Origin of the sequence: Nonomuraea sp. AD125B, assembly GCF_041402765.1 — a bacterium.
GTDB classification, from domain to species: Bacteria; Actinomycetota; Actinomycetes; order Streptosporangiales; family Streptosporangiaceae; genus Nonomuraea; species Nonomuraea bangladeshensis.
The window spans coordinates 448193-472555 of record NZ_JBGLOU010000006.1 but is presented as its reverse complement, the minus strand read 5'-3'; the positions used below and the strand labels follow the sequence as shown (position 1 = coordinate 472555).

The 24363-nt window shown below is 74.3% G+C and carries 26 protein-coding genes; 9 read left to right on the top strand and 17 right to left on the bottom strand.

From position 1 onward, the window contains the following. Positions 1–262: 262 nt before the first annotated feature. Complete coding sequence (locus tag ACBR40_RS19105; RefSeq protein WP_371249583.1) at positions 263–1219, bottom strand: cyclase family protein; 957 nt, start codon at positions 1217–1219, stop codon at positions 263–265. A 145-nt stretch (positions 1220–1364) separates the two neighbouring features. On the opposite strand from ACBR40_RS19105, the gene ACBR40_RS19100 reads away from it, so the two are divergent. Beyond that, positions 1365–1688: a hypothetical protein gene (locus ACBR40_RS19100; RefSeq protein WP_371249582.1), complete on the top strand. Its 324-nt coding sequence runs from the start codon at positions 1365–1367 to the stop codon at positions 1686–1688. 32 nt (positions 1689–1720) lie between these two features. Here the strand turns inward: ACBR40_RS19100 and ACBR40_RS19095 are convergent, their stop codons facing one another. From ACBR40_RS19095 to ACBR40_RS19080, 4 genes are all read right to left on the bottom strand, one after another. Then, complete coding sequence (locus tag ACBR40_RS19095; RefSeq protein ID WP_371249581.1) at positions 1721–3178, bottom strand: MDR family MFS transporter; 1458 nt, start codon at positions 3176–3178, stop codon at positions 1721–1723. Positions 3179–3212: 34 nt separating this feature from the next. After that, positions 3213–3545: a hypothetical protein gene (locus tag ACBR40_RS19090; RefSeq protein ID WP_371249580.1), complete on the bottom strand. Its 333-nt coding sequence runs from the start codon at positions 3543–3545 to the stop codon at positions 3213–3215. Between the two features lie 73 nt (positions 3546–3618). Next, complete coding sequence (locus ACBR40_RS19085; protein ID WP_371249627.1) at positions 3619–4794, bottom strand: macrolide family glycosyltransferase; 1176 nt, start codon at positions 4792–4794, stop codon at positions 3619–3621. Positions 4795–4871: 77 nt separating this feature from the next. Beyond that, positions 4872–5528: a CatB-related O-acetyltransferase gene (locus tag ACBR40_RS19080; RefSeq protein ID WP_364444836.1), complete on the bottom strand. Its 657-nt coding sequence runs from the start codon at positions 5526–5528 to the stop codon at positions 4872–4874. Between the two features lie 50 nt (positions 5529–5578). Between ACBR40_RS19080 and ACBR40_RS19075 the strand changes: the two genes are divergently transcribed. After that, positions 5579–6235 (top strand): TetR/AcrR family transcriptional regulator, encoded by a 657-nt coding sequence (locus tag ACBR40_RS19075; protein WP_371249579.1) that lies wholly within the window; start codon positions 5579–5581, stop codon positions 6233–6235. On the opposite strand, the gene ACBR40_RS19070 is transcribed toward ACBR40_RS19075, so the two are convergent. Further along, positions 6228–6602 (bottom strand): DUF4267 domain-containing protein, encoded by a 375-nt coding sequence (locus ACBR40_RS19070; protein WP_371249578.1) that lies wholly within the window; start codon positions 6600–6602, stop codon positions 6228–6230. The two genes, ACBR40_RS19075 and ACBR40_RS19070, sit on opposite strands and share 8 nt — an antisense overlap. Before the next feature lie 91 nt (positions 6603–6693). Here ACBR40_RS19070 and ACBR40_RS19065 point away from each other — a divergent pair, with 91 nt between their 5' ends. Further along, complete coding sequence (locus ACBR40_RS19065) at positions 6694–7275, top strand: TetR/AcrR family transcriptional regulator (RefSeq protein ID WP_371249577.1); 582 nt, start codon at positions 6694–6696, stop codon at positions 7273–7275. Here ACBR40_RS19065 and ACBR40_RS19060 read toward each other — a convergent pair. After that, positions 7256–7426, bottom strand: a complete 171-nt coding sequence (locus ACBR40_RS19060) for a hypothetical protein (RefSeq protein ID WP_371249576.1) — start codon at positions 7424–7426, stop codon at positions 7256–7258. The two genes, ACBR40_RS19065 and ACBR40_RS19060, sit on opposite strands and share 20 nt — an antisense overlap. 446 nt (positions 7427–7872) lie before the next feature. Between ACBR40_RS19060 and ACBR40_RS19055 the strand changes: the two genes are divergently transcribed. The 3 genes from ACBR40_RS19055 to ACBR40_RS19045 all read left to right on the top strand — a co-directional run bounded on the left by ACBR40_RS19055 (position 7873) and on the right by ACBR40_RS19045 (position 10462). Then, positions 7873–8109 (top strand): DUF3072 domain-containing protein, encoded by a 237-nt coding sequence (locus ACBR40_RS19055; RefSeq protein WP_344211700.1) that lies wholly within the window; start codon positions 7873–7875, stop codon positions 8107–8109. Positions 8110–8234: 125 nt separating this feature from the next. Continuing rightward, complete coding sequence (locus ACBR40_RS19050; protein WP_371249575.1) at positions 8235–9626, top strand: MFS transporter; 1392 nt, start codon at positions 8235–8237, stop codon at positions 9624–9626. After that, positions 9623–10462, top strand: coding sequence for a carbohydrate deacetylase (locus ACBR40_RS19045; protein ID WP_371249574.1), 840 nt, complete (start codon positions 9623–9625; stop codon positions 10460–10462). The genes ACBR40_RS19050 and ACBR40_RS19045 overlap by 4 nt, the downstream gene beginning before the upstream one ends. Positions 10463–10475: 13 nt before the next feature. Here the strand turns inward: ACBR40_RS19045 and ACBR40_RS19040 are convergent, their stop codons facing one another. Then, positions 10476–12212: an NAD(P)H-binding protein gene (locus ACBR40_RS19040; protein ID WP_371249573.1), complete on the bottom strand. Its 1737-nt coding sequence runs from the start codon at positions 12210–12212 to the stop codon at positions 10476–10478. A gap of 83 nt (positions 12213–12295) precedes the next feature. Between ACBR40_RS19040 and ACBR40_RS19035 the strand changes: the two genes are divergently transcribed. Then, the gene (locus ACBR40_RS19035; RefSeq protein ID WP_371249572.1) at positions 12296–13252 is read left to right on the top strand and encodes an AraC family transcriptional regulator; all 957 of its coding nucleotides are present in this window, start codon (positions 12296–12298) and stop codon (positions 13250–13252) included. 10 nt (positions 13253–13262) lie between these two features. Here the strand turns inward: ACBR40_RS19035 and ACBR40_RS19030 are convergent, their stop codons facing one another. Continuing rightward, a complete protein-coding gene (locus ACBR40_RS19030; RefSeq protein WP_371249571.1) occupies positions 13263–14228 on the bottom strand; it encodes an ornithine cyclodeaminase family protein in 966 nt (321 codons plus the stop codon). 21 nt (positions 14229–14249) lie between these two features. Next, complete coding sequence (locus ACBR40_RS19025) at positions 14250–14732, bottom strand: MarR family transcriptional regulator (RefSeq protein WP_344211712.1); 483 nt, start codon at positions 14730–14732, stop codon at positions 14250–14252. Positions 14733–14903: 171 nt separating this feature from the next. On the opposite strand from ACBR40_RS19025, the gene ACBR40_RS19020 reads away from it, so the two are divergent. Continuing rightward, the gene (locus tag ACBR40_RS19020) at positions 14904–16379 is read left to right on the top strand and encodes an FAD-dependent oxidoreductase (protein WP_371249570.1); all 1476 of its coding nucleotides are present in this window, start codon (positions 14904–14906) and stop codon (positions 16377–16379) included. A 1-nt stretch (position 16380) separates the two neighbouring features. Here the strand turns inward: ACBR40_RS19020 and ACBR40_RS19015 are convergent, their stop codons facing one another. The 5 genes from ACBR40_RS19015 to ACBR40_RS18995 form a co-directional block, all read right to left on the bottom strand. Next, the gene (locus tag ACBR40_RS19015) at positions 16381–17577 is read right to left on the bottom strand and encodes a cytochrome P450 (RefSeq protein WP_344211716.1); all 1197 of its coding nucleotides are present in this window, start codon (positions 17575–17577) and stop codon (positions 16381–16383) included. A 78-nt stretch (positions 17578–17655) separates the two neighbouring features. Then, positions 17656–18858, bottom strand: a complete 1203-nt coding sequence (locus ACBR40_RS19010) for a cytochrome P450 (RefSeq protein ID WP_344211718.1) — start codon at positions 18856–18858, stop codon at positions 17656–17658. Further along, positions 18855–19547, bottom strand: coding sequence for a TetR/AcrR family transcriptional regulator (locus tag ACBR40_RS19005; RefSeq protein WP_371249569.1), 693 nt, complete (start codon positions 19545–19547; stop codon positions 18855–18857). The genes ACBR40_RS19010 and ACBR40_RS19005 overlap by 4 nt, the downstream gene beginning before the upstream one ends. Before the next feature lie 95 nt (positions 19548–19642). Then, a complete protein-coding gene (locus ACBR40_RS19000) occupies positions 19643–21148 on the bottom strand; it encodes an FAD-dependent oxidoreductase (protein WP_371249626.1) in 1506 nt (501 codons plus the stop codon). A gap of 2 nt (positions 21149–21150) precedes the next feature. Beyond that, positions 21151–21561 carry a hypothetical protein gene (locus ACBR40_RS18995; RefSeq protein WP_344211724.1) on the bottom strand — a complete coding sequence of 137 codons (411 nt, stop codon included), beginning with the start codon at positions 21559–21561 and terminating at the stop codon, positions 21151–21153. A 117-nt stretch (positions 21562–21678) separates the two neighbouring features. Between ACBR40_RS18995 and ACBR40_RS18990 the strand changes: the two genes are divergently transcribed. Beyond that, a complete protein-coding gene (locus ACBR40_RS18990; protein ID WP_344211726.1) occupies positions 21679–22179 on the top strand; it encodes a GNAT family N-acetyltransferase in 501 nt (166 codons plus the stop codon). 9 nt (positions 22180–22188) lie between these two features. Here ACBR40_RS18990 and ACBR40_RS18985 read toward each other — a convergent pair whose 3' ends face one another. Continuing rightward, on the bottom strand, positions 22189–23196 hold the full coding sequence (locus tag ACBR40_RS18985; RefSeq protein ID WP_371249568.1) for a helix-turn-helix domain-containing protein: 1008 nt from the start codon (positions 23194–23196) through the stop codon (positions 22189–22191). A gap of 46 nt (positions 23197–23242) precedes the next feature. Next, positions 23243–24217, bottom strand: coding sequence for an alpha/beta hydrolase (locus ACBR40_RS18980; protein WP_371249567.1), 975 nt, complete (start codon positions 24215–24217; stop codon positions 23243–23245). Between the last annotated feature and the right edge of the window lie 146 nt (positions 24218–24363).

Genomic DNA, 24363 nt, shown 5'->3' with positions numbered 1-24363 from the left:
GTCGTCGCTGCCGCTACCGCAGACGGTGGTGGGGCGGCCCCTGGGGAGGGGACGACTGGGGTGGCTGGTGGTGGTGATCCATCCCCAGTGAGAGCAGCCGGCGAGAGCAGCCGGTGAAGACAGCGGGTCACGACGGCACGCGACAACCGCGCCCGTACCGGCATCGGTAGCGGCTGCGGTTCTCGCCCGACCTCACGGCCGATTCCCGTCCACACTCGGCCGTGGTCCGGCCAGGCCGCCGTGATCCGCCCTGTTGAACCCGTCAGAAGGTGGCGATCGGGTTGACCGGGCTGCCGGACGTGCCGGCGAAGCGGACCGGTGCGACCGCGAGCTGGAAGTCCCACTGGCCGAGCTCGGCGGCCGTGCTCGCGCACGCCTCCAGGTCGCAGTTGTCGAGCATCCACAGCCCCATCGCGACGAGGCTCACGGCGTGAACCGGCATGAGCACGCCTTCGTACCCCGACGGCTGAACGTCCTGTGGCGTGTCGGCGCCGATCAGCGCGACCCCCCGTTCATGCAGCCACGGCAGGCAGGACGCGTGCCACCCGGCCTGCGTGAAACCGCCGGCCGGACCGTTCTCGTGCCGGTGGCGGCCGTAGCCGGTCCGCAGGAGCACCGCGTCGCCGGATCGCACCCGCACACCCTGACGACGCTCGGCCTCCTCGAGATCGTCGGGGAACACGCCCTCCCCCGGCTCCAGCCACGGCACCTCCCGCACGCTCGCGACGTCCAGCAGGACCCCGCGCGTGACGATCCCGTTCGCCGCCGCCGTGACGGACGCCCACGCCGATCCCGTCGCGGCGTCGACCAGCTCGTGCGACCGCCCGTTGTACATCGTGCCGTCCCAGAAGATGTGGCACGGCGAGTCGAGGTGCGTGACGGTGTTGCCGTGGAAGGTGAGGCCGAGCCGCTCCGACGAGAAGCCCCAGTGCCGGTCGTTGCGGAACGTGGACGACGGCATGTTCTCGGCGCCCGGCATGTCGGCGGCGCACGGGCACGCCGTCGTCGACCGCTCCATCTCTTCCGGTACGGCCACCTCCCAGGCGCACGACACGCTCCTGCCGTGACGAACGGCCCGCGCCGCCGCCAGCCGGACTTCGTCGGTGATGTGGTTCAGAGTGCCGAGCTCGTCGTCGTCGCCCCACCGGCCCCAGTTCGACAGGGTGTCGAAGTATCCGAGCACGTCGTCCTGCGTAGGCATCGTTCGCTCTGCCGTCATCCCAGCATCGACTCCTTCAGTCACGCGGTTCGAAGCACGGCGGGCAGGTCATCCCGCCTCACCAACTGCGAGGGATCGGTCTGACCCGCGCGAGATGTGACCGTACGGCTGCGCCCGATCTCCGTGGCCCGCCATCGTGGAGGTCATGCGCGACGACCCACTGCCCACCACCGACGCCCCACCCCCCGCACCCAAGCCACAGGATCCGCCCGAGTCAGCAGACCCACCCGATCCCGTCCCCGAACCCGTCCCCGAACCCAAGGCCGAGCTTGAGCCCGACCTCGGGCTTAAACCCGACCCCAATCCCGACCCTGATCCCGGCCTCGGAACCGAGCCCCACCCCGACCTCGGAACCGAGCCCGCCCCCAGACCCGAGCCCGACCCCAGACCCGAGCCTGTCCCCCACCCCGAGCCGCTGCACGTCCGCGACCTGTTCACCTGGTGCGAGTCGCACCCCCCGGGCCGCTGACCGGGCCTCCCGGCCTCCTCCGGGGTCACCCCTCACACCGCGTGCACCGGCCGGGCTTCCTCGGAGCCCTCCGCGTCGCCCGTACGGGCGGGAAGCAGCAGGGCGGTGCCCACGACGGCCACCGACAGCACCGCGCCGATGACGAACGCCAGCCGCATGCCGTCGAGTTGGGCCAGCGCCTCGGGGACCCCCGCCTCCCGCAGCGAGCCGGCCCGCGCGCTCATGACGGTGATCACCAGCGCGGTGCCGAACGCCGCCGCGACCTGCTGCAGCGTGCTGAGGATCGAGCTGCCGTGGGAGTAGAGCCGCGGCGGCACCGCCCCGAGCGCGAGGGTGAACACGGGGGTGAAGGTGGCGGCCAGGCTGACCATGAGCAGCGCGTGCAGGCCGAGGATCTGCCAGTAGGGCGTGGTCATCGACACCTGGGTGAGCCCGGCGAGCGTGAGCATGATCCCGACCGCGCCCGGGACGACCAGCACCCGGCCGCCGAACCGGTCGAACAGCCGCCCGACGGTCGGCCCGAGCAGCCCCATCGCGAGCCCGCCCGGCATCACCAGCAGCCCGGTCTCCAGGGCGTTGAGCCCGCGCAGGCTCTGCAGGTAGAGGGGCAGCAGGATCATGGAGCCGAGCATCGCCATGAAGGCGATCGACATCAGGATCAGCGCGACGGTGTAGGTGCGCTGGCGCAGGGTGCGCAGGTCCAGCAGCGGCACGCCGTGCTTCTGCAGCCACAGCTGGCGGAAGACGAAGACGGCGATGGTGACCAGGCCGGCCGCCACGATCGCCGCGGCGAAGGCGGGGTCGCCGCCCTCGAACCGGCTGAGGCCGTAGACCAGGCCGCCGAACCCGGCCGCCGCGGTGACGACGCTGAACCAGTCGATGCTGCTCACCTCGGTCTCCCCGACGTCCTGGAGCCGCTTCAGCCCGCCCCAGGTGATGAGGGCGGCGATGGGGAGCACCACGGCGAACAGCAGCCGCCAGGAACCGAACTGCAGGATCACCCCGGAGACCGCCGGCCCCATGGCGGGCGCGACCGACATGGCGAGGCTGACGTTGCCCATCACCCGGCCCCGGTCCTCCTCGGGGACCACCCGCATCAGCGTGGTCATCAGCAGCGGCATCATCACGGCCGTCCCCGCCGCCTGGACGATGCGGGCGCCCAGCAGCACCTCGAACGTCGGCGCGACGGCGGCCAGCGCCGTGCCGGTCAGGAACAGGCCCATCGCGGTGGCGTAGGCGTGGCGGGTGGTGACCCGCTGCAGGAACCAGCCGGTGGCGGGGATGACCGCGGCCATGGTGAGCATGAAGGCGGTCGAGAGCCACTGCGCGGTCTGCTCGGTGATGGCGAGGGCGCTCATCAGCCGGGGGATCGCGTTGATCATGATGGTCTCGTTGAGCACGACCACGAACGTGGCGAGCACCAGGAGCCGGATCACCGCCGGCGTGCCGCCAGTGGACTTGGCTCGGGAGTGGGACTGTCGGCCGGACACGGCACCTCGTTCAGGGTCGTCGGACGGAACGTGCTCACGGCCGGCGTCGCGGCCCTCGATCGCGCAAGCGGAATTCGTTGTCATGCACAGAATGACAGCCGCCACCGACAGAACTCATCGGTGGCGGCCGTCCTGAAGACGTGGAGCGTAAGTGGCCGCCGGTCAGCTCCCCGGACAGGGCGCCGTGCATGCGGGCGCTGGGCTGGTTGAGCCCGACGATCCGCACGCTCTTGCCACGGGCGGCGCACTCGGCCTCGACGGCGTCCAGCGCGGCGACGGAGGAGGCGACCAGGGCGGCCGGCGAGCCGACGACCACGCCCACCGCCAGGTTGTGGGTGACGACCACGACGGCGACGGTGATGACCATGACGCCGATCCCGCCCGCGGGCGTGCGCCTGAGCAGAACGTGGCCGCCCGCCGGCGCTGTTCCGGCGCGCCGGTCAAGAGGTCTCCAGGAACCCGCCGCGCGGGCTCAGCAAGCCTTCGATGAGGTCGGCGGCCCGCGTGGTGCCGCCCTCGGCCCGCGCCTCGGCCTGGAGCCGGGCCGAGCGGCGGCCGACCTCGGGGTCGGAGACGAGCTCGCGCAGGGCGGTGCGAAGGGCCTCCGCCGTGGCGTCCTCGGTGTCGATCCGGCGGGCGACGCCGAGCTCCACGAGCCGGTCGGCGTTCTGGAACTGCTCGGCGGCCTGCGGCACGGCGATCATGGGCACACCCGCCAGCAGCCCTTCGCCGCAGCCGCCCATCCCCGCGTGGGTGACGAACGCGTCCGCCTGCTCCAGGATCGCCCGCTGGGGGACCCACGGGTGGACCTCGACGTTGGCGGGGATGTCGCCCAGCTCGCCGGGGTCGGTGTGGCGGCCGATCTGCAGGACGACGTGCCAGCCCGGCAGGTCGCCGAAGGCGGCCAGGCACTGGCGGTAGAACTCCGGCCGGCGGGTGTAGGCAGAGCCGAGGGAGATCAGCAGGACGTTCGCGGCGCCCGCGGGGCGGCTCCACGCGTCCTTGTCCTCGCTCAGGTCGAAGCAGGGGCCGACGAAGGTCACCCGTCGGCGATCGACCCGGTCGGCGTGCGGCTGCATGGCGTACGGGATGAGGGCGAGGGCCCGTTCGGGGCGGCTGGAGAAGGCGTCCACGTCGGTGGTGGTCGCGCCGCAGCCGGCCAGCCAGCCGGCGAACCTCTCCCGGTAGGCGGCGGCGCCCGGCAGCTCCCAGAGGTGCGCGGCCACCTCCTGGTCGTAGCCGTCCCAGCCCACGATCGTCGGCGAGAGCTGCAGGAGGGGGCGGCCCTGCGCCTCGGCGAGCGCGCGGGCGGCATAGGCGCCGATGTCGTACAGGTAGAGGTCGGCGGGGTCGTCTTCGTAGACGGCCCGGAGCTGCGGCAGGGCCTGGACGGCGTCGTCCAGGAAGAGGCTCATCGCGGCGATGGGGTCGTCGGGCCAGAGGTTGTCGGCGACCGGCAGCGTGGACGAGCACGGCACCAGCTCCGCGCCGGCCCCGGTGACCAGGTCGCGGACCGCGGGGTCGTTGGCGTAGGTCACCCGGTGACCGCGGGCGGCCAGCTCGCGGATGATGTCCAGGCTCGGCAGGACGTGGCTGACGGCGGGAATGCCGATCATGGCGATGTGGGCGCGGGAGATGTGGGCGCGGGACACGTGGGAGTCCTTCGGTTCGGTTCTGGGGACGCGACGGGTGGTCAGGGGCGGCCGACGGCCGGCGCGACCGCTTCGAGCTCGGCGACGGTGCCCGACATGATCGTGCGCACGTGCCGGGTGATGTGCTCGACCGGCCAGTCCCACCAGGCGACGGCGAGCAGCCGGGCCACGTCCTCGTCGCTGTGGCGGACGCGGATGAGCCGGGCCGGGTTGCCGCCGACGATGCCGTAGTCGGGGACGTCCGAGGTGACCACGGAGCCCGCGCCGATGATCGCGCCGTGGCCGATGCGCACGCCGGGCAGCACCGTCGCGCCCCGGCCGAACCAGACGTCGTTGCCGACGACCGTGTCACCGCGGCCGGGCAGGCCGGTGAGCAGGTCGAAGTGCTCGGCCCACGAGCCGCCCATGGTGGGGAACGGGAACGTGGAGGGGCCGTCCATGCGGTGGTTGGCGCCGTTCATGATGAACCGCACCCCGGTGCCCAGCGCGCAGAACCTGCCGATGACCAGCTTCTCCGGCCCGTAGTGGTAGAGCACGTTGCGGGTCTCGAACGCGGTCGGGTCGTCCGGGTCGTCATAGTACGAGAACTCCCCCACCTCGATCAGCGGGGACGTCACCAGCGGCCGGAGCAGCACCACCCGCGGCTGCCCCGGCATGGGGTGCAGGACGTCGGGGTCGGCGGGGACGAGCGGTTGCATCGGCCATTCCTTCACCATTAATGCGACAACTTATACATTAGGATGGTGTCATGACCTCGTCCGCAGGGCAAACGGATTCCGGGGAGACGCCCGCTCCCGCCCGTCAGGTGCGCCGCCGCCCGGGCGGCCGGACCAGCCGCACCCGCGCCCGGGTGCTCGACGCGGTGCGGGCCGAGCTGGGCGAACGCGGTTACGACGCACTCACCCTGGACGCCGTCGCGGCCCGCGCGGGCGTGCACCGCGCCACGGTGTACCGGCGCTGGCGGGACGTCGGCGGTCTGCTCGCCGATCTGCTCGCGGCCACCGGCGACGACGACTGGCAGCCCCGGGACACCGGCTCCCTGCTGGGCGACCTGACGGCGCTCAACGAGGAGAACCAGGAGGCGCTGACCGCACGGCCGTCGGTCGCGGCCGCCCTGCTCGCCGCCTCGTTCCGGTCCGAGGAGGCCGAACGCGGCCTGCTGCGGCTCTGGACGGACCGCTACACCCGCTGCGAGGTGATCGTGGCCCGCACGGTGGCGCGGGGCGAACTGCCACCGGACACCGACGCGCGGCGGCTGCTCGTCGCCGCCACCGCGCCGCTCTACCACCAGCTCATGCTGCTCCGTACGCCACCCGACCCCGAGCTGCCCGCCCAGGCGGCCAGGACCGCCGTCCTCGCCGCGTCCGCCGGCGCCTTCACCGGCGCCGGCGAGGCGGTCAGCTGACCGCGAAGAGCAGGGCCGCGCAGATCAGGACGACCACGGCGGTCGCGAAGTGGATGCCGAACGCCGCGGCCTTCGTCCCGCCGTTGCGCAGCACGATCAGGGTGTCGCCGAACGGCACCAGCGCCACGACCAGCATGAACCACGCCTCGGCGGTGGGCCCCGCGAAGGCCAGCAGCGCCAGGCCGATCAGGCCGCAGACCCCGTCGCGCACCCCCTTGACGGCCAGGTACGCCCGGTCGCCGCCGGCCTTGGCCGGCACGCCGTAGGCGGCCGGCGCGGCCTGCGGGACGAGCAGGAAACGGGCGCCGATGAACAGGATCATCAGGTTGAGCACGACGGCCAGGCCGTAGGCGAGGTAGGTGAGCATCTTCGTCTCCAGGGGAATCTAGCAGCGCTAGGAACAAGAATCACGCTAGCAGAGCACTGACAATTCAGCTAGCGATGCTAGATTCTGAAGCATGACAATCCAGTCGCGCCGGGAGCGTGAACGCGCGGAACGCGAGAAGCTGATCATCACGGCCGCCCGTGAGCTCGCCGAGACCGAGGGATGGGAAGCGGTGACCACCCGGCGGCTCGCCGACCGGGTGGAGTACAGCCAGCCGGTGCTCTACAGCCACTTCAGGGGCAAGGACGCCATCATGGCGGCGGTCGCGGTGGAGGGCTTCGCCGAGCTGGCCGGCGAGCTGCGCGCCGCGCGTACGGCGGCAAGCGACGAGACCGGCGCCCTGGAGGGGGTCGGGCAGGCGTACGTCGCCTTCGCCGAGCGGCGGCCCGCGCTCTACGACGCGATGTTCCGGCGCGGCGTGGACCTGCCGTTCGCCACCCCGCAGGTCCCGCCCGCGCTCGCGGCGAGCTTCCAGGAGCTCGTCGAGGCCGTCCGGCCGCACGCCGGCGACGACGACCTCGCCCTGCTGGCCGAGACGTACTGGGCCGCCCTGCACGGCCTGGTGACGCTCACGCTCGGCGGCCGGCTGCCCCGCGAGCCGCACGAGCGCAGGCTGGCGCTGCTGCTGGCCCGGTTCACCGCCGGGAGAGGCTGAGGCCGGGCCAGGCGAGGTGGTCCACGGCCAGGAACGGCTCCGCGACGAACCGGGACCACAGACGTTTGCGGCTCCACCCGACCTCGCCGGCCAGCCCCTCGACCCGGACCAGGCCGCGGCCTGCGACGATCCGCCGCCAGACCCAGGCCACCTCCGGATCCACCGGCGACCCCGCCCGGTGCCGCCGGAGCCGAACCCCGGCCCGGCGGCGACGTTCCCGACCGGCCGCGGCCCGGCGGCGTGGTCCAGGACGGGCGTCCCGTCGCCGAACCCGACGAGCAGCGTCACGGCGGGACGCGGCACCATCCGGATCGTCCGCAGGTCCGGGATGCGGAACCCGGCCATGGTGACGCCGGCGACCCCGCTGGGCCGGGACGGGCACGCCACGCCCCACGCGGCGGCGCCGTGCACGAAAGTCCGCACGCTCCGATGCCAGGTCCCGATGCCGGCGGAAGAGGCCGGGAACATTCGTCCCCCGCTGCTGACCGGCCGCGACTACCTGGAGGAGCTCCGCAGGGCCGAGCGGGTTTGTCCCGCGACGCTGAGGGCATGGTGGTGTGCCCGACCGAGGGAACGTACGTTCGAGGAGATGAGCACATGAGCCACGGACCGGTGGAGAAGGACCCGGAGGAGTGGACGACCGGCGACGAGCCCATGACCGGGCCGCAGGAGTCCTACCTGCGCACCCTCGCCCGTGAGGCGGGCAAGGAGGTGCCGGAAGGGCTCAGCAAGGCCGACGCGTCCCGGATGATCGACGAGCTCCAGCAGGACAGCGAGCGTCTGCGCGCGTCCGACGCGCCTTCCCGGGATTCGAAACCGCGCCGCACGACATGAGCGCCTCGCCGGGTGTCCGGCGAGGTCACGACTCCGCTTCACCCGCTGTTCTTCCGCGGACGCGAGAGTAACCTCGCGTCCAGCGCCGGCATCCGCGCCGGCGTCCGGCGAGGAAGGGTGATCGCGTGTCCCAGCCCGGCGGACCCCCGGCTCCGGGACGGACTCCCGCGTGGCGTTACGCCGTCGGGATGTTCGGCACCTCGATCCCGATCAACATGATCAAGGGGTCGATGATCCTCTTCTACGTGGACATCCTCGGGCTGGACGTCCGCGCGTACGGGGTGGTCATGGTGGTCTACGCGGTCATCGACGCGCTCGACAACCCCGTGCTCGGCCACCTCTCCGACCGCACCAGGACCCGGTTCGGCCGGCGTCGGCCGTGGCTGCTCGTCGGCGCGCCCCTGCTGACCGCCTGCATGATCGCGTTCTTCTCCGCGCCGTCCTCGCTGGAGGGCATGGGCCTGCTGATCTGGTTCGCGGTGTTCGCGATCCTGTGCGAGGCGTTCGACTCGATGCTCAACGCCAACTACGGCGCGCTGCTGCCCGAGCTGTATCCGCGCGAGCGCGACCGCGCCGTGGCGAACGGCCTGCGGCAGGGCTTCCAGCTCGTGGCGCTGGTGATCTCGCTCGCGGTCACCCCCGTGCTCACGACCCAGGTGTTCGGCACCGAGGACTCCACCGAGGGCTTCCGCACCACGGCGGTCATCTACGGCGTGGTGGCGCTCGCCGTGATCGTGTTCATGGCGCTCGGCGCCCGAGAGAACCCCCGCTACTCCACCCGCGAGCAGCCGATGCTGCTGCGCAGCGTGTGGTCCATCGTGCGCAACCGGCTGTTCTGGACGGTCGGGCTCACCGGCGCCTGCTACGGCATCGCCATGGCGCTCGTCCTCGCGGGCATCCAGCTGTACGTCCGCTACTCGCTCGGCCTGCCGGTCGGCAACGCGCTCTACCTCCAGGGCGTCGTCATCCTCGTCACGGCGGCCGGCCTGGTGGCCTGGACGCGGGTCGTGGCCCGGCACGGCGCGCTGTGGGCCTGGCGGGTCGCCTTCGTGGTCCTCGCGGCCGGGTTCGCGGCGCTGTTCTTCGCCGGCGACCTGGTCACCGCCATCGCGGCCGGCGTGGTCGTCGGCGCGGGCTGGTCGGGGATGCTCGCGACGAACGACCTCATCGTCGCGAGGGTGCTGGACGCCGACGCGGCGCGTAACGGCGAGCACCGCGAAGGGCTGTTCCTGTCCGCGTTCGGCTTCTTCGGGCGGCTCAACGGGGTCGTGACCGGGCTCGCGCTCACGTCGCTCGGCGTGTTCTTCGGCTACAACTCCGGCGACGACCCCGGCGGCGATCCCGGGCTGGCGTTCCGGGTCTATCTGTGCGTGTACCCGTTCGCGTTGACGGCGATCGGGGCGGTGGCCGCGCGGTTCGTCTCGGTGCCGGTCGCGACGCCCCCCGAGGCGGCCGTACCGGAGGACCCGCCGCCCGCGGACCCGGCCGGCGAGCCCGCCGTGGAGCGTCCCCGATGAGCCGCCGCCTGGTGATCACCGCCGACGACCTCGGCAGGGAGCCCGGCTCGACCGAGGTCATCCTGGGCCTGCTCGCCGAGGGCCACGTCAGCGCGACGACGCTCATCTGCCTGTCGCCGTCCGCGGCCCACGCCGCCGAACGGGTCCGCGCGCTCGGCGTCGTGCCGCGCGTGCACGTCACGCTGACGAGCGAGCGCGGGGTCCCGCCCTGGCGGCCGCTCACCGGCGGCGCGAGCCTCACCGGCCCGGACGGGACGCTGTTCGACGACCCGTTCGCGCTCGGCGCCCGCGGCGAGGCAGGGGACGTCGAGCGGGAGGCGGAGGCGCAGCTCGGCTGGCTGCGCGAGCGCGGTCTCGCGCCGGAGGCGGCCGACTCCCACGCCGGCACCCTGTACGGCCTGCACGGCAGGTCGTGGCTGGCCGAGACCCTGCGCTGGTGCGCCCGGCACGGCCTCGCGTTCCGGCTGCCACGGCACCCGGAGCCGTACATGGGCGGGCCGCTCCCGCCGGAGCTCGCGGCGGCGCACGGGCAGGCCGTCGCCCTCGCGGACGCGCTGGGCGTGGCCCTTCCCGAGACGATCGCCACGAACCGCAGCACGGCGGCCGAGCTGGGCGGCTACGAGCGGCTGCGCGAGGACTACCTGCGCCGGCTCGCGGCGCTGCCCGAGGGCACGAGCGAGCTGTTCCTGCATCCGTCCAGCGAGGACGCTGTCGCGGGCCCGGACGGCGTCGTACGGTCCTGGGAGGCCCGGCTGCTGCGCGACCCCGTCTGGCACGACGCGCTGAAGAGCGAGGACATCGAGGTCGTCGGCGGCTGGTGGCCGCCCCGCCCCTGACCGGCGGCGGGAATCAGGGCAGCAGGATGATCTTGCCGCCGGTGGCGGTGCCGGCCTCGGCGCGGCGGTGGACGGCGGCCAGTTCCGTCAGCGGGAGCCGTTCGGCGACGTCCACGGCGAGCCGGCCCTCCTCCGCCAGCGCGGCGAGAGCGGCCAGGTGGGCGGCGTCGTTGCGGGCCACGAAGCGGATCGCCGTGACGCCCGGCGGCGCCTCGACCGGCACGGTGGCCGAGACCAGCACGCCCCCGGGCCGCACCAGCCGGGCCAGACCGGCCCCGTCGGCGGGGTCGAGCGGGACCAGGTTGAGCAGCGCGTCGAGACCGCCAGGCAGCGGGTCCGTCCGGTGGTCCACGACCTCGTCCGCGCCGTACGCCCGCGCCCGCGCCGCGCTGCGCGCGCTCCCGGCCGTGGCGATCACGGTGGCACCGGCCAGCTTGGCGAGCTGCACGGCGAACCCGCCCACCCCGCCGCCGGCCCCGTTGACCAGCACCCGCTGCCCCGGCCCGATCCCGGCGTGCTCGTGGACGGCCTGCCACGCCGTCAGCCCGGCCACCGGGATCGCGGCGGCGTCGGCGAGGGACACGCCGCGCGGCGCGCGGACGAGCACGCGGGCGGGGGCGAGCGCGTACGAGGCCGCCGCGCCCCCGTCCCGCCGGCCGACCACCTCGTCGCCCACGCGCGGCCGGCCGACCCCGGGGCCGGTCTCGACGACGGTCCCGGCGACGTCCCAGCCGAGCACGTACGGCAGCGGCAGCCCGGCGAACTCCGGCACCGCCGCCGCGAGCAGCCCGGAGCGCAGCCCGGCCTCGGACGGGTTGAACGAGGTGCCCGCCACCTTGATCAGCACCTCGCCCGGCCCCGGCGCGGGGATCGGGACCTCGTCGTGGCGGATGACGGAGGGGTCGCCGTAGGCGTGGAGGCGCGCGGCCCGCATGGTGGCGCGGAAGCGGTGGGCGTGCTCGTCCGCCCAGGCGCGGAAGGAGCGGGCGCCGGGGCGCGGGGTCACCGGCCACGGGGAGTCCACCAGCTCGGCGCGCGCCCGCAGCACGCCGTCCGCCACCTCGGCCGGCCACCCGGCCGCGACCAGGCGGCGGCGGCCCTCCTCCGGCGGCCGTTCCTCCCAGCGGGCCGGGCGGCCGGCCGCCTCGCCGACGATGCGCACCTGCTCGGCCTGCGTCAGCGTCTCCGGCCCGGTCAGCTCGTGCACGACCCCTGCGGGCCCGCGCCCGGTGAGCGCGTCGGCGGCCACCTCGGCGAGGTCGCGCTCATGGACGGGGGGCGCGGCCGACTTCCCGTACGGCTCGGCGACCACGCCCTCGGCCAGGAACCGCGGATCGGCCGCCCAGCGCAGGGCGGCGCCGGCGAACTGGTGCGGGCGCAGGATCACCCACTCCAGCCCGGAGCGCCGGACCATCCGCTCGATCTCGCGCTCGGCCGGGCGGCGGGCGGCCGAGGAGAGGTACACGACGCGGCGGGCGTGCCGGGCGAGCACGTCGAGCACCGCGCCGAACCCGTCGGCCGTGCCGAACGGCCACAGCAGGAAGGCCGCAGTGACGCCCTCGACGGCGGCGGCGAACGAGGCGGGGTCGGTGAGGTCGCCGCGCACCGGTTCGACGCGCGGCGGGAGTACGGCGGCGGGGTCGCGGACCAGGGCGAGGACGCGCGGCCCCGCGGGGTCGGCGGCCAGCTCGGTCACGAGGGCGCGGCCGACCGTGCCCGTGGCCCCCGTGACGAGGATCTTGGTTGACATGACTGCCACGCTAGGGCGGCGGCGCGAGACGACCAATGTCCTGGAATCCGGGAAACATACGCGTTCGTCGGTAGGGTGGCCGGATGGACGTGCTCAGCGACGTGATCGCCCTCATGCGCACCGGCCGGCCGAACACCGCGCGCATCGCCTGGCACGGCACCTGGGGGCGGCGTTTCCCGTCGGTGCCGGGGGCGGCCGGGTTCCAGGTGATTCTCAAGGGGGCATGCTGGCTCATCCCGCCGGAGAGCGACCCCGGCGCCGCGCCGCTGCCGCTGTCCGCCGGTGACGTCGTGTTCTTCCCGCACGGCGAGCCGTACGGGCTGGCCGACTCCCCCGGCACCCCGCTGGCCGTCACCGGCTGCGATCCCCTCGCCGAGCAGCCGGCCCTGTTCGCCACCGACACCGTCGGCAGCGGCCCCACGGGCGTGGTCACGCTGTGCGGCGGCTACCGGCTCGATCCCCGGCACGCGCACCCGCTCCTGCACGACCTGCCCGGCCTGATCCACATCCCCGGACCGCGGGGCGACGCCGCCCCGGCGGCGGCCGGGCTGCACGCCCTCGTCGAGGTGCTGGGGCGGGAGATGGACCAGCCGCGGCTCGGCACGGACACCGTCATCCCCGCGCTGCTCGACACGCTCCTGCTGTTCATCCTGCGGGCCTGGCTGGAGGAGCGGCCCGCCGGGGACGACGCCACCGGCTGGGCGGCGGCGCTGACGGATCCGCCGGTCAGCGCCGCGCTGCGCGCCATGCACCGCGAGCCGGAGCGGCCGTGGACGGTCGAGTCGCTGGGGCGCGCGGCCGGGATGTCGCGGGCGGCGTTCTCGGCCCGGTTCACGGCGCTGGTGGGACGGCCGCCGCTGACGTACCTGACCTGGTGGCGCATGACGACCGCGGCCCGGCAGCTGCGGGAGAGCGACCTCGGGCTGGCGCAGATCGCCGCCGGGGTCGGCTACAGCTCGGAGTTCGCCTTCGGCACGGCCTTCAAGCGCGCGTACGGCACCGCCCCCGGCCGCTACCGCCGGGCCGCGCAGGGCGGCTGACTCCCCGGGCTCAGGCCAGGAAGTCGATCTCGGTGCCGACGCCCCGCCGCCTCGCCTCGCGCCAGGCGAGCAGGCTGAGGGCGAGGTCCTGCCACGGGAGGCCCACCGGCCCGTACACCGTGATCTGCTCGGGGCCGGTGCGGCCCGGGTGGTCGCCGCGCAGGATCTCGCCGAGGGTGGCGTGGGCGGCGCCGGCCGGCAGGCCGGTCGCGGCGAGCACGCCCATGGCGGCGGCGAGCGGGCGGTCGTCGACCGCGAGCACGCCGGCGGCCCGTACGAGGGCCGGCGAGAGCTCCTGCTTGCCCGGCTCGTCCACGCCCAGCGTGGTCAGGTGCCGTCCGGGGCGGACGTCGGCGAGGTCCAGGAGCGGGGTGCGGGACCAGGTGGCGAGCACCACGATCCCGGCGCGGGCGGCGACCTCGGCGGCCGAATCCACGACCGAGCCCACGGCTGAGCCCGCGACGCGGCCGCCGTGCCGGGCGGCGAAGGCGGCGGCCCGCTCCGGCGACAGGTCGTGGACGACCAGGTCGCTCACCGGGCGCAGCAGGCGCAGGCCGGTCACCACCAGGTCGGCCTGAGCGCCCGCGCCGACGACGCCGACGACATCGCTCTCGCCGGCGAGGGCGTGCGTGCCGAGCGCCGCCGCGAGCCCGGTGCGCCAGGCCGTGATCGTGGCCGAGTCGAGCAGCGCCAGCAGCTCGCCGTCCGCGCCGCCGTGCAGGCAGATGACGCCGCGCAGCGCCGGTGAGGCCGCGGGGAACTTGGCGTTGACCTTCACCGTGTACGCCTCGACGCCGGGCAGCAGGCCGGGGAGCAACGCGGTGGCGGTGCCGGGGAACGGCAGGTCCGTACGGATCCGCTGCCCCGCGACCGCCGCCCCGCCGGCGTCCCCGACGAAGCCCTCGCGCAGGGCGTCGAGGCAGGCGCCGGGATCGAGCAGGGTGAGCAGGTCGCCGCGGGTGAGGATCGTGGTCATCCGATCATGATGGCAGGCCGCTCAGGTGTCCTCCTTGGCCACCGCGGACAGCGAGATCAGGTCGTCGACGAAGCGGCGCATCAGGCGTTCGAGCTCCAGCAGGTCGCGGTCGCTCCAGTGCTCCAGCACCGGCGTGGCGATCCGCTGGCGGGCGGCGTCGAGCGCGTCGGTGACCTGGCGGCCGGCGTCGGTGATCAGCGCCTCCTTCACCCGCTTGTCCACCGCGCCCGGCCGCCGCTCGGCCAGGCCGAGCTCGGCGAGCTTGGCCACCTGCCTGCTCACGGTGGTGTGGTCGCGGCCCGTCCGCTCGGCGAGCTCGCCGACGCTGATCGGGCCGAACCGCTGGATGCCGATGAGCAGGGGGAACAGGGCGCGGTCGAGCTGGAGGCCGGCCTCGGCGAGAAGCGCCTCGTCGCGCTGCGGCAGGTTCATGAGCACGGTGAGGTCGACCATGGACTCATGCAGGCGCCTGAACGCGGCCTGCCGGCGGTGCTTGGAGGTCATGCTCGTCGTGCTGCCTTACGTAGACGGGCGGGGCGGTGCTGACGCGAGGATACCGCTACGACAAATATGTTCTCCTTACACGGATATTCATGCTGTCCCACAGTCCCTATCTTGACCAATCCTCCAAATTATGTGCAAAATACACGCACTTATCCAAGGAGGCACACACCCATGACCGCACCCGGCGTGATCATCTGCGGCGCCGGTCCGACCGGCCTGACCCTGGCCATCGACCTCGCCCGCAGGAACGTCCCCTTCCGCCTGATCGACGCGGCGACGAGCCCGTTCCCCGGCTCGCGCGGCAAGGGCATTCAGCCCCGTACGCAGGAGGTGTTCGAGGACCTCGGCGTGCTGGACCGCGTCGTCGCCTCCGGCGGCGAGTACCCGTACCAGCGCCTCTACACCGATGCCGGGCCCGTCGACCGGCCCGCCGGGCAGCTGCCCGACCCGACGCCGGCCGAGCCGTACCACCTGGCGCTGCTCGTCCCCCAGTTCCGCACCGAGAGCAGACTGCGCGAGCGGCTGGCCGAGCTCGGCCACGCCCCCGAGTACGGCCACCGCCTCACCGGCTTCGAGCAGGACCCGGACGGCGTCACCGCCACGATCGAGACGCCCGGAGGCCGCGAGACCGTACGGGCGGGCTACCTGGTCGGCGCGGACGGCGGCGCCGGCTCCGTGCGCAAGGCCCTCGGCATCGGCTTCCCCGGCAAGACGCTCGGCGTGCGGGCGCTCGTGGCCGACGTGCGGCTGGACGGGCTCTCGTCCGGCTTCTGGCACCGCTGGAACCAGGGGACGCCGGAGGACGTGTCGCTGTGCCCCCTCTACGGCACGGACCTGTTCCAGCTCCAGGCCCCCGTCCCCTTCGGCGTGGACGTCGACCTGTCGGCCGAAGGGCTCACCGCGCTGGTCCGCGCCCGCACCGCCCGCGACGACCTCACGGTCCGCGCCGTGACGTGGGCGTCGGCCTACGAGATGAACGCCCGCCTCGCCGACGCCTACCTGGACGGGCGGGTGCTGCTGGCCGGGGACGCCGCCCACTGCCATCCGCCGACCGGCGGACAGGGGCTGAACACCAGCGTCCAGGACGCCTACAACCTCGGCTGGAAGCTGGCGGCCGTGCTCGGCGGCGCTCCGGAGTCGGTGCTGGCGTCGTACGAGCTGGAGCGCCGGCCGATCGCCGAGGCGGTGCTGGGCCTGTCGGAGCGGCTGCTGCACGCGGCCATGAACCGCGACACCCGGCGCGGCCGGGAGGTGACCCAGCTCGACCTCGGCTACCCGGACTCGCCGCTGACGGTCGCCGGGCCGGACCGCGACAAGGGCGTGCGGCCGGGCGACCGCGCCCCCGACGCGCCCGTGACGGGGGCGGCCGGGGTCGCGACCCGGCTGTTCAGGCTGTTCCAGGGGCCGCACTGGACCCTGCTCGGCCACGGGAGCGACCCGGACGCCTTCACCGGGCCGCGCCGTGGCCTGCGGGTCCACGTCGTCGGCTGGGACGTGCTCGACACGGGCGGCCACGTCCGCGACGCCTACGGGTTGTCGCGGGGCGAGTGGGCGCTGGTCCGCCCGGACGGATACGTGGCGGCGGTGGGCGGCCAGGACGAGCTCGGCGCCCTCGCGGCCTACCTCGACGGCGTCGGCGTCCGGTGAGCTACCAGGCGACCTCGAACGAGGTCAGCCCGTAGACGACGTTGAAGGAGCGGAAGCGCGGCGGGACGCCGCTCTCGCGCAGCCCGGGGAAACGCTCGAACAGCGCGGGGAAGGCGATGCGCATCTCCATCCTGGCGAGCGGCGCGCCGAGGCAGTGGTGCACGCCGTGGCCGAAGGCGACGTGGCCGAGGTCGCCGCGGGCGATGTCGAAGCGGTCGGGGTCGGCGATGAACGCCGGATCGCGGTTGGCCGCGGGCAGCGCGACCATCACCAGCGCGCCGGCCGGGATGCGGACGCCGGACAGCTCGGTCTCGACCTTGGTGAGCTTGCCGGTGCCGGAGTGCACGATGCTGAGCCAGCGCAGCAGCTCCTCCACGGTGGCGCCGATCCGCTCGGGCTCCTTCTTCAGCAGGTCGAGCTGGTCGGGGTGGCGCAGCAGCGCCAGGGTGCCGAGCCCGAGCATGTTGGACGTCGTCTCGTGCCCGGCCAGCAGCAGCAGCCCGGCGACGCCCACCAGCTCGTCGGTGGACAGGTCGTCGCCGTGCTCGCGCACCAGCATGCCGAGCATGTCCTCGCCCGGCTCGGCCTGGGCGCGGGCGACGAGCTCGGCCATGTAGGCGCGCTGTTCGAGGCTCGCGGCCTGCCGTTCGGCCACCGGGAGCGAGATGTCGAGCAACGCGCCGGTGCGCCGCTGGAAGTCGTCGCGGTCGTCGTACGGGACGCCCAGCAGCTCGCAGATCACGAGGGACGGGATCGGCAGGGCGAAGGCGGTGACCAGGTCGACCGGCGGCCCGGTGCGCTCCATCGCGTCCAGGTGATCCCGGACGATCTCGTGGATGCGCGGCTCCAGGCGGCGGATCCTGCGCATGGTGAACTCCGGCGTCAGGATGCGGCGCAGCCGGGTGTGCTCGGGCGGGTCGAAGGCGAGCAGGTTGCCCGCCCGCACCTGCCGCAGCTCCTCCTCGCTGAGCCGTGTCCCTCCCGTGGGACGGAAAGCCGTGCCCACGTCGTTGCTGAAGCGCGTGGAGTCGCCGAGCACCTCGCGCACGTCGGCGTAGCGGCTCACCACCCACGCGTCGACGCCGAACGGGGTCGGCACCCGCCGGACGCCTTCCCCGTCGCGCATGGCCGACAGCTCGGGGACGGGGTCGAAGCCGTCACGCCGCATGTGAAGCGGCACCACCGCAGGATCGCTCATGTCATCTCCACGGAGTTCCTGACAACGCTCACATCCCGACGGTAATGCCTGCGCCCGCCCGCCGCGCGGACCCGCGGGTCACCACGTGACGGGAAGTTCGTAGACCCCGTACACCTGGCCGTCGTGCTTGAACGGGATCCGCTCCAGGTCCGTCGCCAGGGCGAGGGTGGGGACGCGCCGGTAGAGGGTGGCGTAGGCGACCTGCAGCTCCATGCGGGCCAGCGGCTGGCCGAGGCACTGGTGCACGCCGAAGCCGAAGGCCACGTGGCGGCGGGCGTCGCGGCGCAGGTCGAGCGTGTCGGGGTCGGGGAAGACCTCGGGGTCGCGGTTGCCGAGGTCGTTGGCCATGATGAGCCCTTCGCCGGCGCGGATGACCTGGCCGGCGATCTCGATGTCGGCCAGCGCGACCCGGTGGCGTCCCCGGTGGGTGATGTTGAGGTAGCGCAGCAGCTCCTCCACCGCGCCCGCGACCAGCGCGGGATCGTCGCTCTCACGCAGCAGGGCGAGCTGGTCGGGATGCTGGAGCAGGGCGAGGGTGCCGAGGGCGATCATGTTGGCGGTGGTCTCGTGCCCGGCGACGAGCAGGAGCACGCCCATCCTGGCCGCCTCCTGCCTGCTCAGCTCGCCCGCCGTGACCTGGGCGGCCACCTTGGACAGCAGGTCGTCGCAAGGGTGCGCGAGCTTGTCGGCGACGAGCCCGTCCAGGTAGTCGGTGAGCCGGCCGCCGGCGGCGGCCCGCTCCTCGGGCGTCACGTTCCGCTTGACGATGACCTGGCTGTTCTCCTGGAAGAAGCCGTGGTCGGCGTACGGGACGCCGAGCAGCTCACAGATCACCAGCGACGGCACCGGCAGCGCGAACGCCTCCACCAGGTCCACCGGCTTCGGCCCGGCGAGCAGGTCGTCGACGAGGTCGTCCACGATGCGCTGCACGGCCGGGCGCATGCCCTCCACCTTGCGGACCGTGAACGAGCCCTGCACCATGCGGCGCAGCCGGTGGTGCTCGGGGTCGTCCATGAGGATGAAGCTCACGGGGCTGTCCGGGCGCCTCAGCGCCTGGCTGGGCAGCGGGTAGCCGGGCCGGGTGATGTCCGAGCTGACCTGCGGGTGGCTGAGCAGCGCCTTCTGCTCGGCGTACGCGGTGACCAGCCAGGCCGTGCTGCCGTCCCACAGCCGCACCCGGGTGAGCGGGGCGTCCTTCTGCAGGGCGCGCAGCGCGGGCGGCGGGTCGAACGGGCACGAGGCCGCCCTGACGCCCGGGAACTCGGGAAGTGTCTCGGTCATGCGGTGTTCCTTCCTGCTGCCGTGACGGGGGCCGTGACAGGGGCCGTGACAGGGGCCGTGACGGGGGCCGTCCAGATCCCGACCACCGCGTCGATCAGCCCGGTCGCGGCGTCGTGCCAGCTCGGCCGGAGGGTCGGGCGGCCTTCGGCGAGCGCGCGCTCGCGCTCGGCGCACATATGGACGACGAGCTGGCCCGCCATGTCGGCGCGCTCGGCGTGCACCTCGGGGGGCAGCTCGGGCAGGCAGCGCCGCAGGCCGTCCACCACGCGGCGCAGGGTCGGCGAGTTCAGCGCCTCCTCGGCCATGATCAGGCGGAGCGCGGGGTCGGTCATGACCTGGGCGGCGAAGCGGGCGTACCAGGTGGGCGGGCCGAGGTCGTCCAGGTGCCCGGTGAACGAGCGGACCAGGCAGCCCACCCAGTCGCGTACGTCGTCCGAGCCCTCGACCTCGGCCAGCAGCCGCCGGCGCAGCAGCTCGACCCGCTCGGTGTGGGCGCGCACGATGGCCCGCACGAGGTCGGCCTTGGTGCCGAAGTGGTAGCCGACGGCGGCGTTGTTGCCCTGGCCGGCCACCTGGCTGACCTGCCGGTTGGAGACGGCGTAGACGCCGCGCTCGGCGAACAGCCGCTCGGCGGCGGCGAGGATCTGCGCGCGGGTGGCGTTGACGCGCTCGGCGCGGACGGCGCTCACTGACAGCCGGCTTGACGCATGGTGTGCCCCCTTTGTCGGTTTCACTCAACCTCACAGGCCCACGCAAGTCAAGCGGCTGCTTTACGTCCTGCCGGTCACTCCTCCTTCAGCTCCACCGGCTCCAGCGGGCTGACGGCCGGGCCCTGCAGGACGCGCCCGTCGAGGCCGAAGCGCGAGCCGTGACAGGGGCACTCCCAGGTCCGCTCGGCCTCGTTGAACCCGACCACGCACCCCAGATGCGTGCAGACCGCCGAGACGGCGTGCGCGCGGCCCTCCTCGTCGCGGTAGACCGCGCACCGATGGCCGCCCACCTTGACCACCGCGCCCTGGCCGGGCCGCAGCTCCGCGACGTCGGCGGCATCGCCGGCGGCGAGCCGGTCGGCCACGAAGTGGCGGGCGACCGTGGCCTGCATCTTCGCCATCGGGACCGCCTCCTGCCGCGGGTGCAGCCGGCGCGGGTCGTACAGGCCGCCCCACGGCTCGTCCTCGCCGGTGACCAGGGCGGACAGCAGCAGCCCCGCCAGCACGCCGTTGCTCATGCCCCACCCGCCGAACCCGGTCGCGACGTAGGCGTGCCCGGCACCCGGGTGCAGCGGGCCGACGAACGGCAGCCGGTCGGTGGTGTGGTTGTCCTGCGCCGCCCAGCGGTGCGTGATCCGCGCCCGCGGGAAGTGCTCGCCCGTCCAGGCGGCCAGCCGCTCGAAGCGGTCGCCCACCCGCCCGGCCCCGGGCCGGTACGACTCGCCGGTCACGATGAGCAGCCGGCGGCCCCCGGGCAGGGGCGCGGTCCTGACCGAGCGGGTGTTCTCCTCCGAGGTGATGTACATCCCCTCCGGGTCGTCCTCCGGCGGCAGCGTGCCCGCGACGACCAGCTCCCGCGTCACCTCCATCCGGGCGAACAGCAGCGCGCGGTCGAAGATCGGGTAGTGGGTGGCCACCACGACGTCGGCGGCGCTCACCACGGCCCCGCTCTCGGTCGTCACCCGGCACGGCCTGCCCTCGCTCAGGCCGGTGACGCGGGTGCGTTCGAAGATCCGGCAGCCGCGCGCCGTCATGGCGTCGGCCAGGCCGAGCAGGTACTTGCGCGGGTGGAACTGCGCCTGGCCGTCCACCTTGACGGCCCCGGCCACCGGGAACGGCAGCGCCGTGCCGGTGACGAAGGAGGCCGCGAGCCCCGCCTCGGCGGCCGCCCGCGCCTCGGCGCGCAGCTGCTCCACCTGGTCGGCCGAGCGGGCGTAGGTGTAGGCGGGACGGCGCTCCAGCTCGCAGTCCACGCCGAGCTCGGCCGCCGTGCGCGCCACGTGCTCGACGGCCTCCTGCTGGGAGCGGGCGTAGCGGCGGGCCGTCTCGGGGTCGCGGCCGGCCAGCTCGGCGTAGATCAGCGTGTGCTGCGCCGACAGCTTGGCCGAGGTGTAACCCGTGACGCCGGCGGCCAGGCGGTCCGCCTCCAGCACGGCGACGGAGCGGCCGGCGCGGGTCAGCTCCCAGGCGGCCGATAGTCCCGCGATGCCGCCGCCGATGACGGCCACGTCCACGGTGACGTCCTCGGCGAGCGGCGGGTGCTCGCGCGCGGGCGCGGAGTCCATCCAGTACGACAGCATGCTCACGCCTCCCCCGCCGCCTGCGAACGCTGCTTCATCTCCGCCTCGTACACGTGCCGGCGGCCGGCCATGAGCCGGTCGCGGACCTCGCGTTCCAGCTCGCGGAAGGCCGCGTAGTAGTCGTCGTCGTACTCCTCGACGATCTGGAACGTCCACCGGCCGGGCAGGACGTCGCGGCCGACCAGCTCGGCGGCCAGCCGGCGGGCCAGGTCGTCGTGGGCGCCCCCTTTCAGCAGGTCCACGGCCTCGGCCACGGTGGCGTGGGCGGAGCCGGTGAGCTGGTGGAAGGAGTAGAGGTGGCCGCGGGCGCGCTCGACCGTCTCCAGCGCCTCCGACAGCATGCCGGCGGCCTTGACCGCCTGGTCGTCGGCGCCGTCGGGGCGGCGGTGGTCCTGATCGGGTGTGTATGCCATGGACCCGCGTTACCCTCCGGAGCACGAAGGATGCGCCCGGGACGCGCGCGGGTCGGCGTACGGACTCTGCTAGTTTTACCTTTCCGGCCGGATTCACTTCCGGCCGAAAGTGTTTTCATGACTATTTCTCCGGTTCTCGTGCGGCCCGTGACCGCCGCCGACCGTCCCGCCGTCGAACGGCTCTGGCTGATGTTCCGCCACGACATGGCCGACTACCAGGGCGGCCTGCCGAGCCCCGACGGCACCTACCACAGCGACCGGCTGCGTCAGGCGTTCGAGGACGACGACTGGGTCGCCTACCTGTTCACCAGCGGCGACCGGCCGGTCGGGTTCTCGTTCGTGCGCGCCCTGTCCGGCCCCGCGCACGTGCTGAACAGCTTCTTCGTGGTCCGCGGCGCGCGCCGGTCCGGCGTCGGGTCGGCGGTCGTCCGCGACGTGATCGACCGGCACCCCGGCCCGTGGCGGATCGCCTTCCAGGACGCGAACACGGCGGCCGTCGCGTTCTGGCGGCGCGTCGCCACCGAGATCGCCGGCACGGCGTGGGCCGAGGAACGCCTCCCCGTCCCCGGCCGTCCCGACGTCCCCCCGGACGTGTGGATCTCCTTCACCACCGCCTGACGGCGACGCTCAGGTCAGCTCGTTCCTGTGCAGCCGGCGGGCGACGAGGGCCAGGTGGAGGCGCAGGCGTCCGGGCGGCTCCGTCACGTCCCAGCCCAGCAGGCCGGACGCCTGGCCGAGGCGGGCCTGCAGCGTGGAGTGGTGGACGTGCAGGACCCCGGCGGCGGCCCGCAGGCTCGGGGCGGTGACGACGGCGTCCAGCGTGGCGAGCATCCAGGGCGCGGCGACGGCGGCGCGGCGCAGCGCGTCCACGTCGGGGGGCGGCGGCGTCCCCGGGTGGATGGCGGCGGCCAGCGTCGTCAGGGTGCCGAGGTCGCCGGCGTGGACCAGGCGCGGCCCCGGGTCGTGCTCCCCGCCGGCGGCGGTGAAGCGCAGGGCCGTACGGGCGCTCTCCCAGGAGGCGGGCAGGTCCAGGACGGGCACCGTGACGCCGATCCCCGCCCGCCGTCCCGCCGGCACCCCGGGGTCGGCGGGCCCGCCGCCGGGCGGCATCGGCTGGACGCGGGCCGCCTCGCCGTGGACCGCGATCGCGCGGGCCGGCCCGGTCAGGCCGAGCCGGGCGGCGGCGGCCCGGCGCTCGCGCTCGGCGGCGTGCCCGTCGACCAGGACCTCGACCCAGGCGGGGTCGTCCGGCGCGGCCCGGCCGCGGGTGCGCTCCAGCACCGTACGGGCCACGCCCGCCGCCCGTTCGAGTATCACGACGTCGAGGACGGAGGCGGGCCGCTCGCGTTCGAGCAGCAGGCGGGCCCCGCCGCCGGGGGTGAGGTCCTGCGCCGGCCAGCACGCCAGCACCGGCTCCCGGGCGTCGAGCGGCGCCCCGTCGGGGCCGATGCGGATGCGCAGGTGGCGCGCGTCGTCGACCAGGCGGGCCGGGCAGCCGGCCAGGAACGCCGCGCCGCGGACGACCGAGCCGAGACCGGCGGGGTGCCCGGCCAGCTCGTCGAAGTAGGCGACCACCCGGAGGGCGGCCCCCGCCTCGGGATCCAGCGCGGCGACCCGCCCAGCCAGCTCTCTCATCGTCACATCATGCACTCGGGCGGCGGGAGCGTCGGCCGGGCCCCGGTCAGGAGGCCAGGATGCGCCGCAGCCAATTCGCGCGCGCCTGCTGCGAGCCGAGCGAGATGGCCGCGTGCGGCGCGATCCCCTCGAAGGCGTGGCAGCCGCCGGGCCAGACGTGCAGCTCGGCGTCGCCGCCCGCCTGCCAGATGCGGGAGGCGTAGGCGATGTCCTCGTCGCGGAAGGTCTCGGCGGAGCCGGCGTCGATGTAGGCGGGCGGCAGCCCGGACAGGTCGGCGGCGCGGGCGGGGGCGCCGTAGCAGGACACGCCGGGCCCGCCGCGGTCCTCGCCGAGCAGCGCCGTCCAGCCGGTCTCGTTGGCGGCCCGGTCCCAGACGCCGAGCCCGGCCATCTGGACGGCCGACGGCGTGTCGTTGCGGTCGTCCAGCATCGGGCACAGCAGCATCTGCCCGATGAGCGCGGGGCCGCCGCGGTCGCGGGCCAGCAGCGCGGTGGCCGCGGCGAGGCCGCCGCCCGCGCTGCCGCCGGCGACGACGATCCTGCCGGGGTCGGCGCCGAGCTCGGCGGCGTGCCGGGCGGTCCACACCAGGCCGGCGTAGCAGTCCTCGACCGGTGCGGGATGGGGGTGCTCGGGCGCGAGCCGGTACTCCACGGAGACGACGGCCGCCGGGGTGCCGTCCAGCCAGTCCTGCACGTCGGCCACGCCGAGCCGGCGGTTGCCGGAGATCATGCCCCCGCCGTGGATGTGGTAGACCACCGGCACCGGGGTGGCCGCGCCGCTGGGCCGGCAGATCAGCAGCGTGAGGTCCGGCGCGCCGTCCGGGCCGGGCACCTGACGCTCCTCGACCTCGTACGCCCCGTCGCGCCGCAGGTCCTCCAGGGTCACGTCCATGCCGGGCAGCGGCGCGCGCACCGCGTCCAGGTTGTCCAGGGTGACCCGGGGCATGAAGTCGCGCACGGTCGCGAGCGCCGCCGCCACGTCGGGGTCGAACGGCACGGGCGGGCCGGGCTTCACGCTCATGCGCACTCCTCGGGAGTCGGGATCCCACCATTCTGACCGCCGCGCGGTGCGCGGTCCGCGCGCGGATGGCGGATGTCGCCCGCCGATCCGGCGGCGCAGGGAGACCTTAAGAAATGCGTAAGCGGGCTCCGCGAGGCTGTGACCAG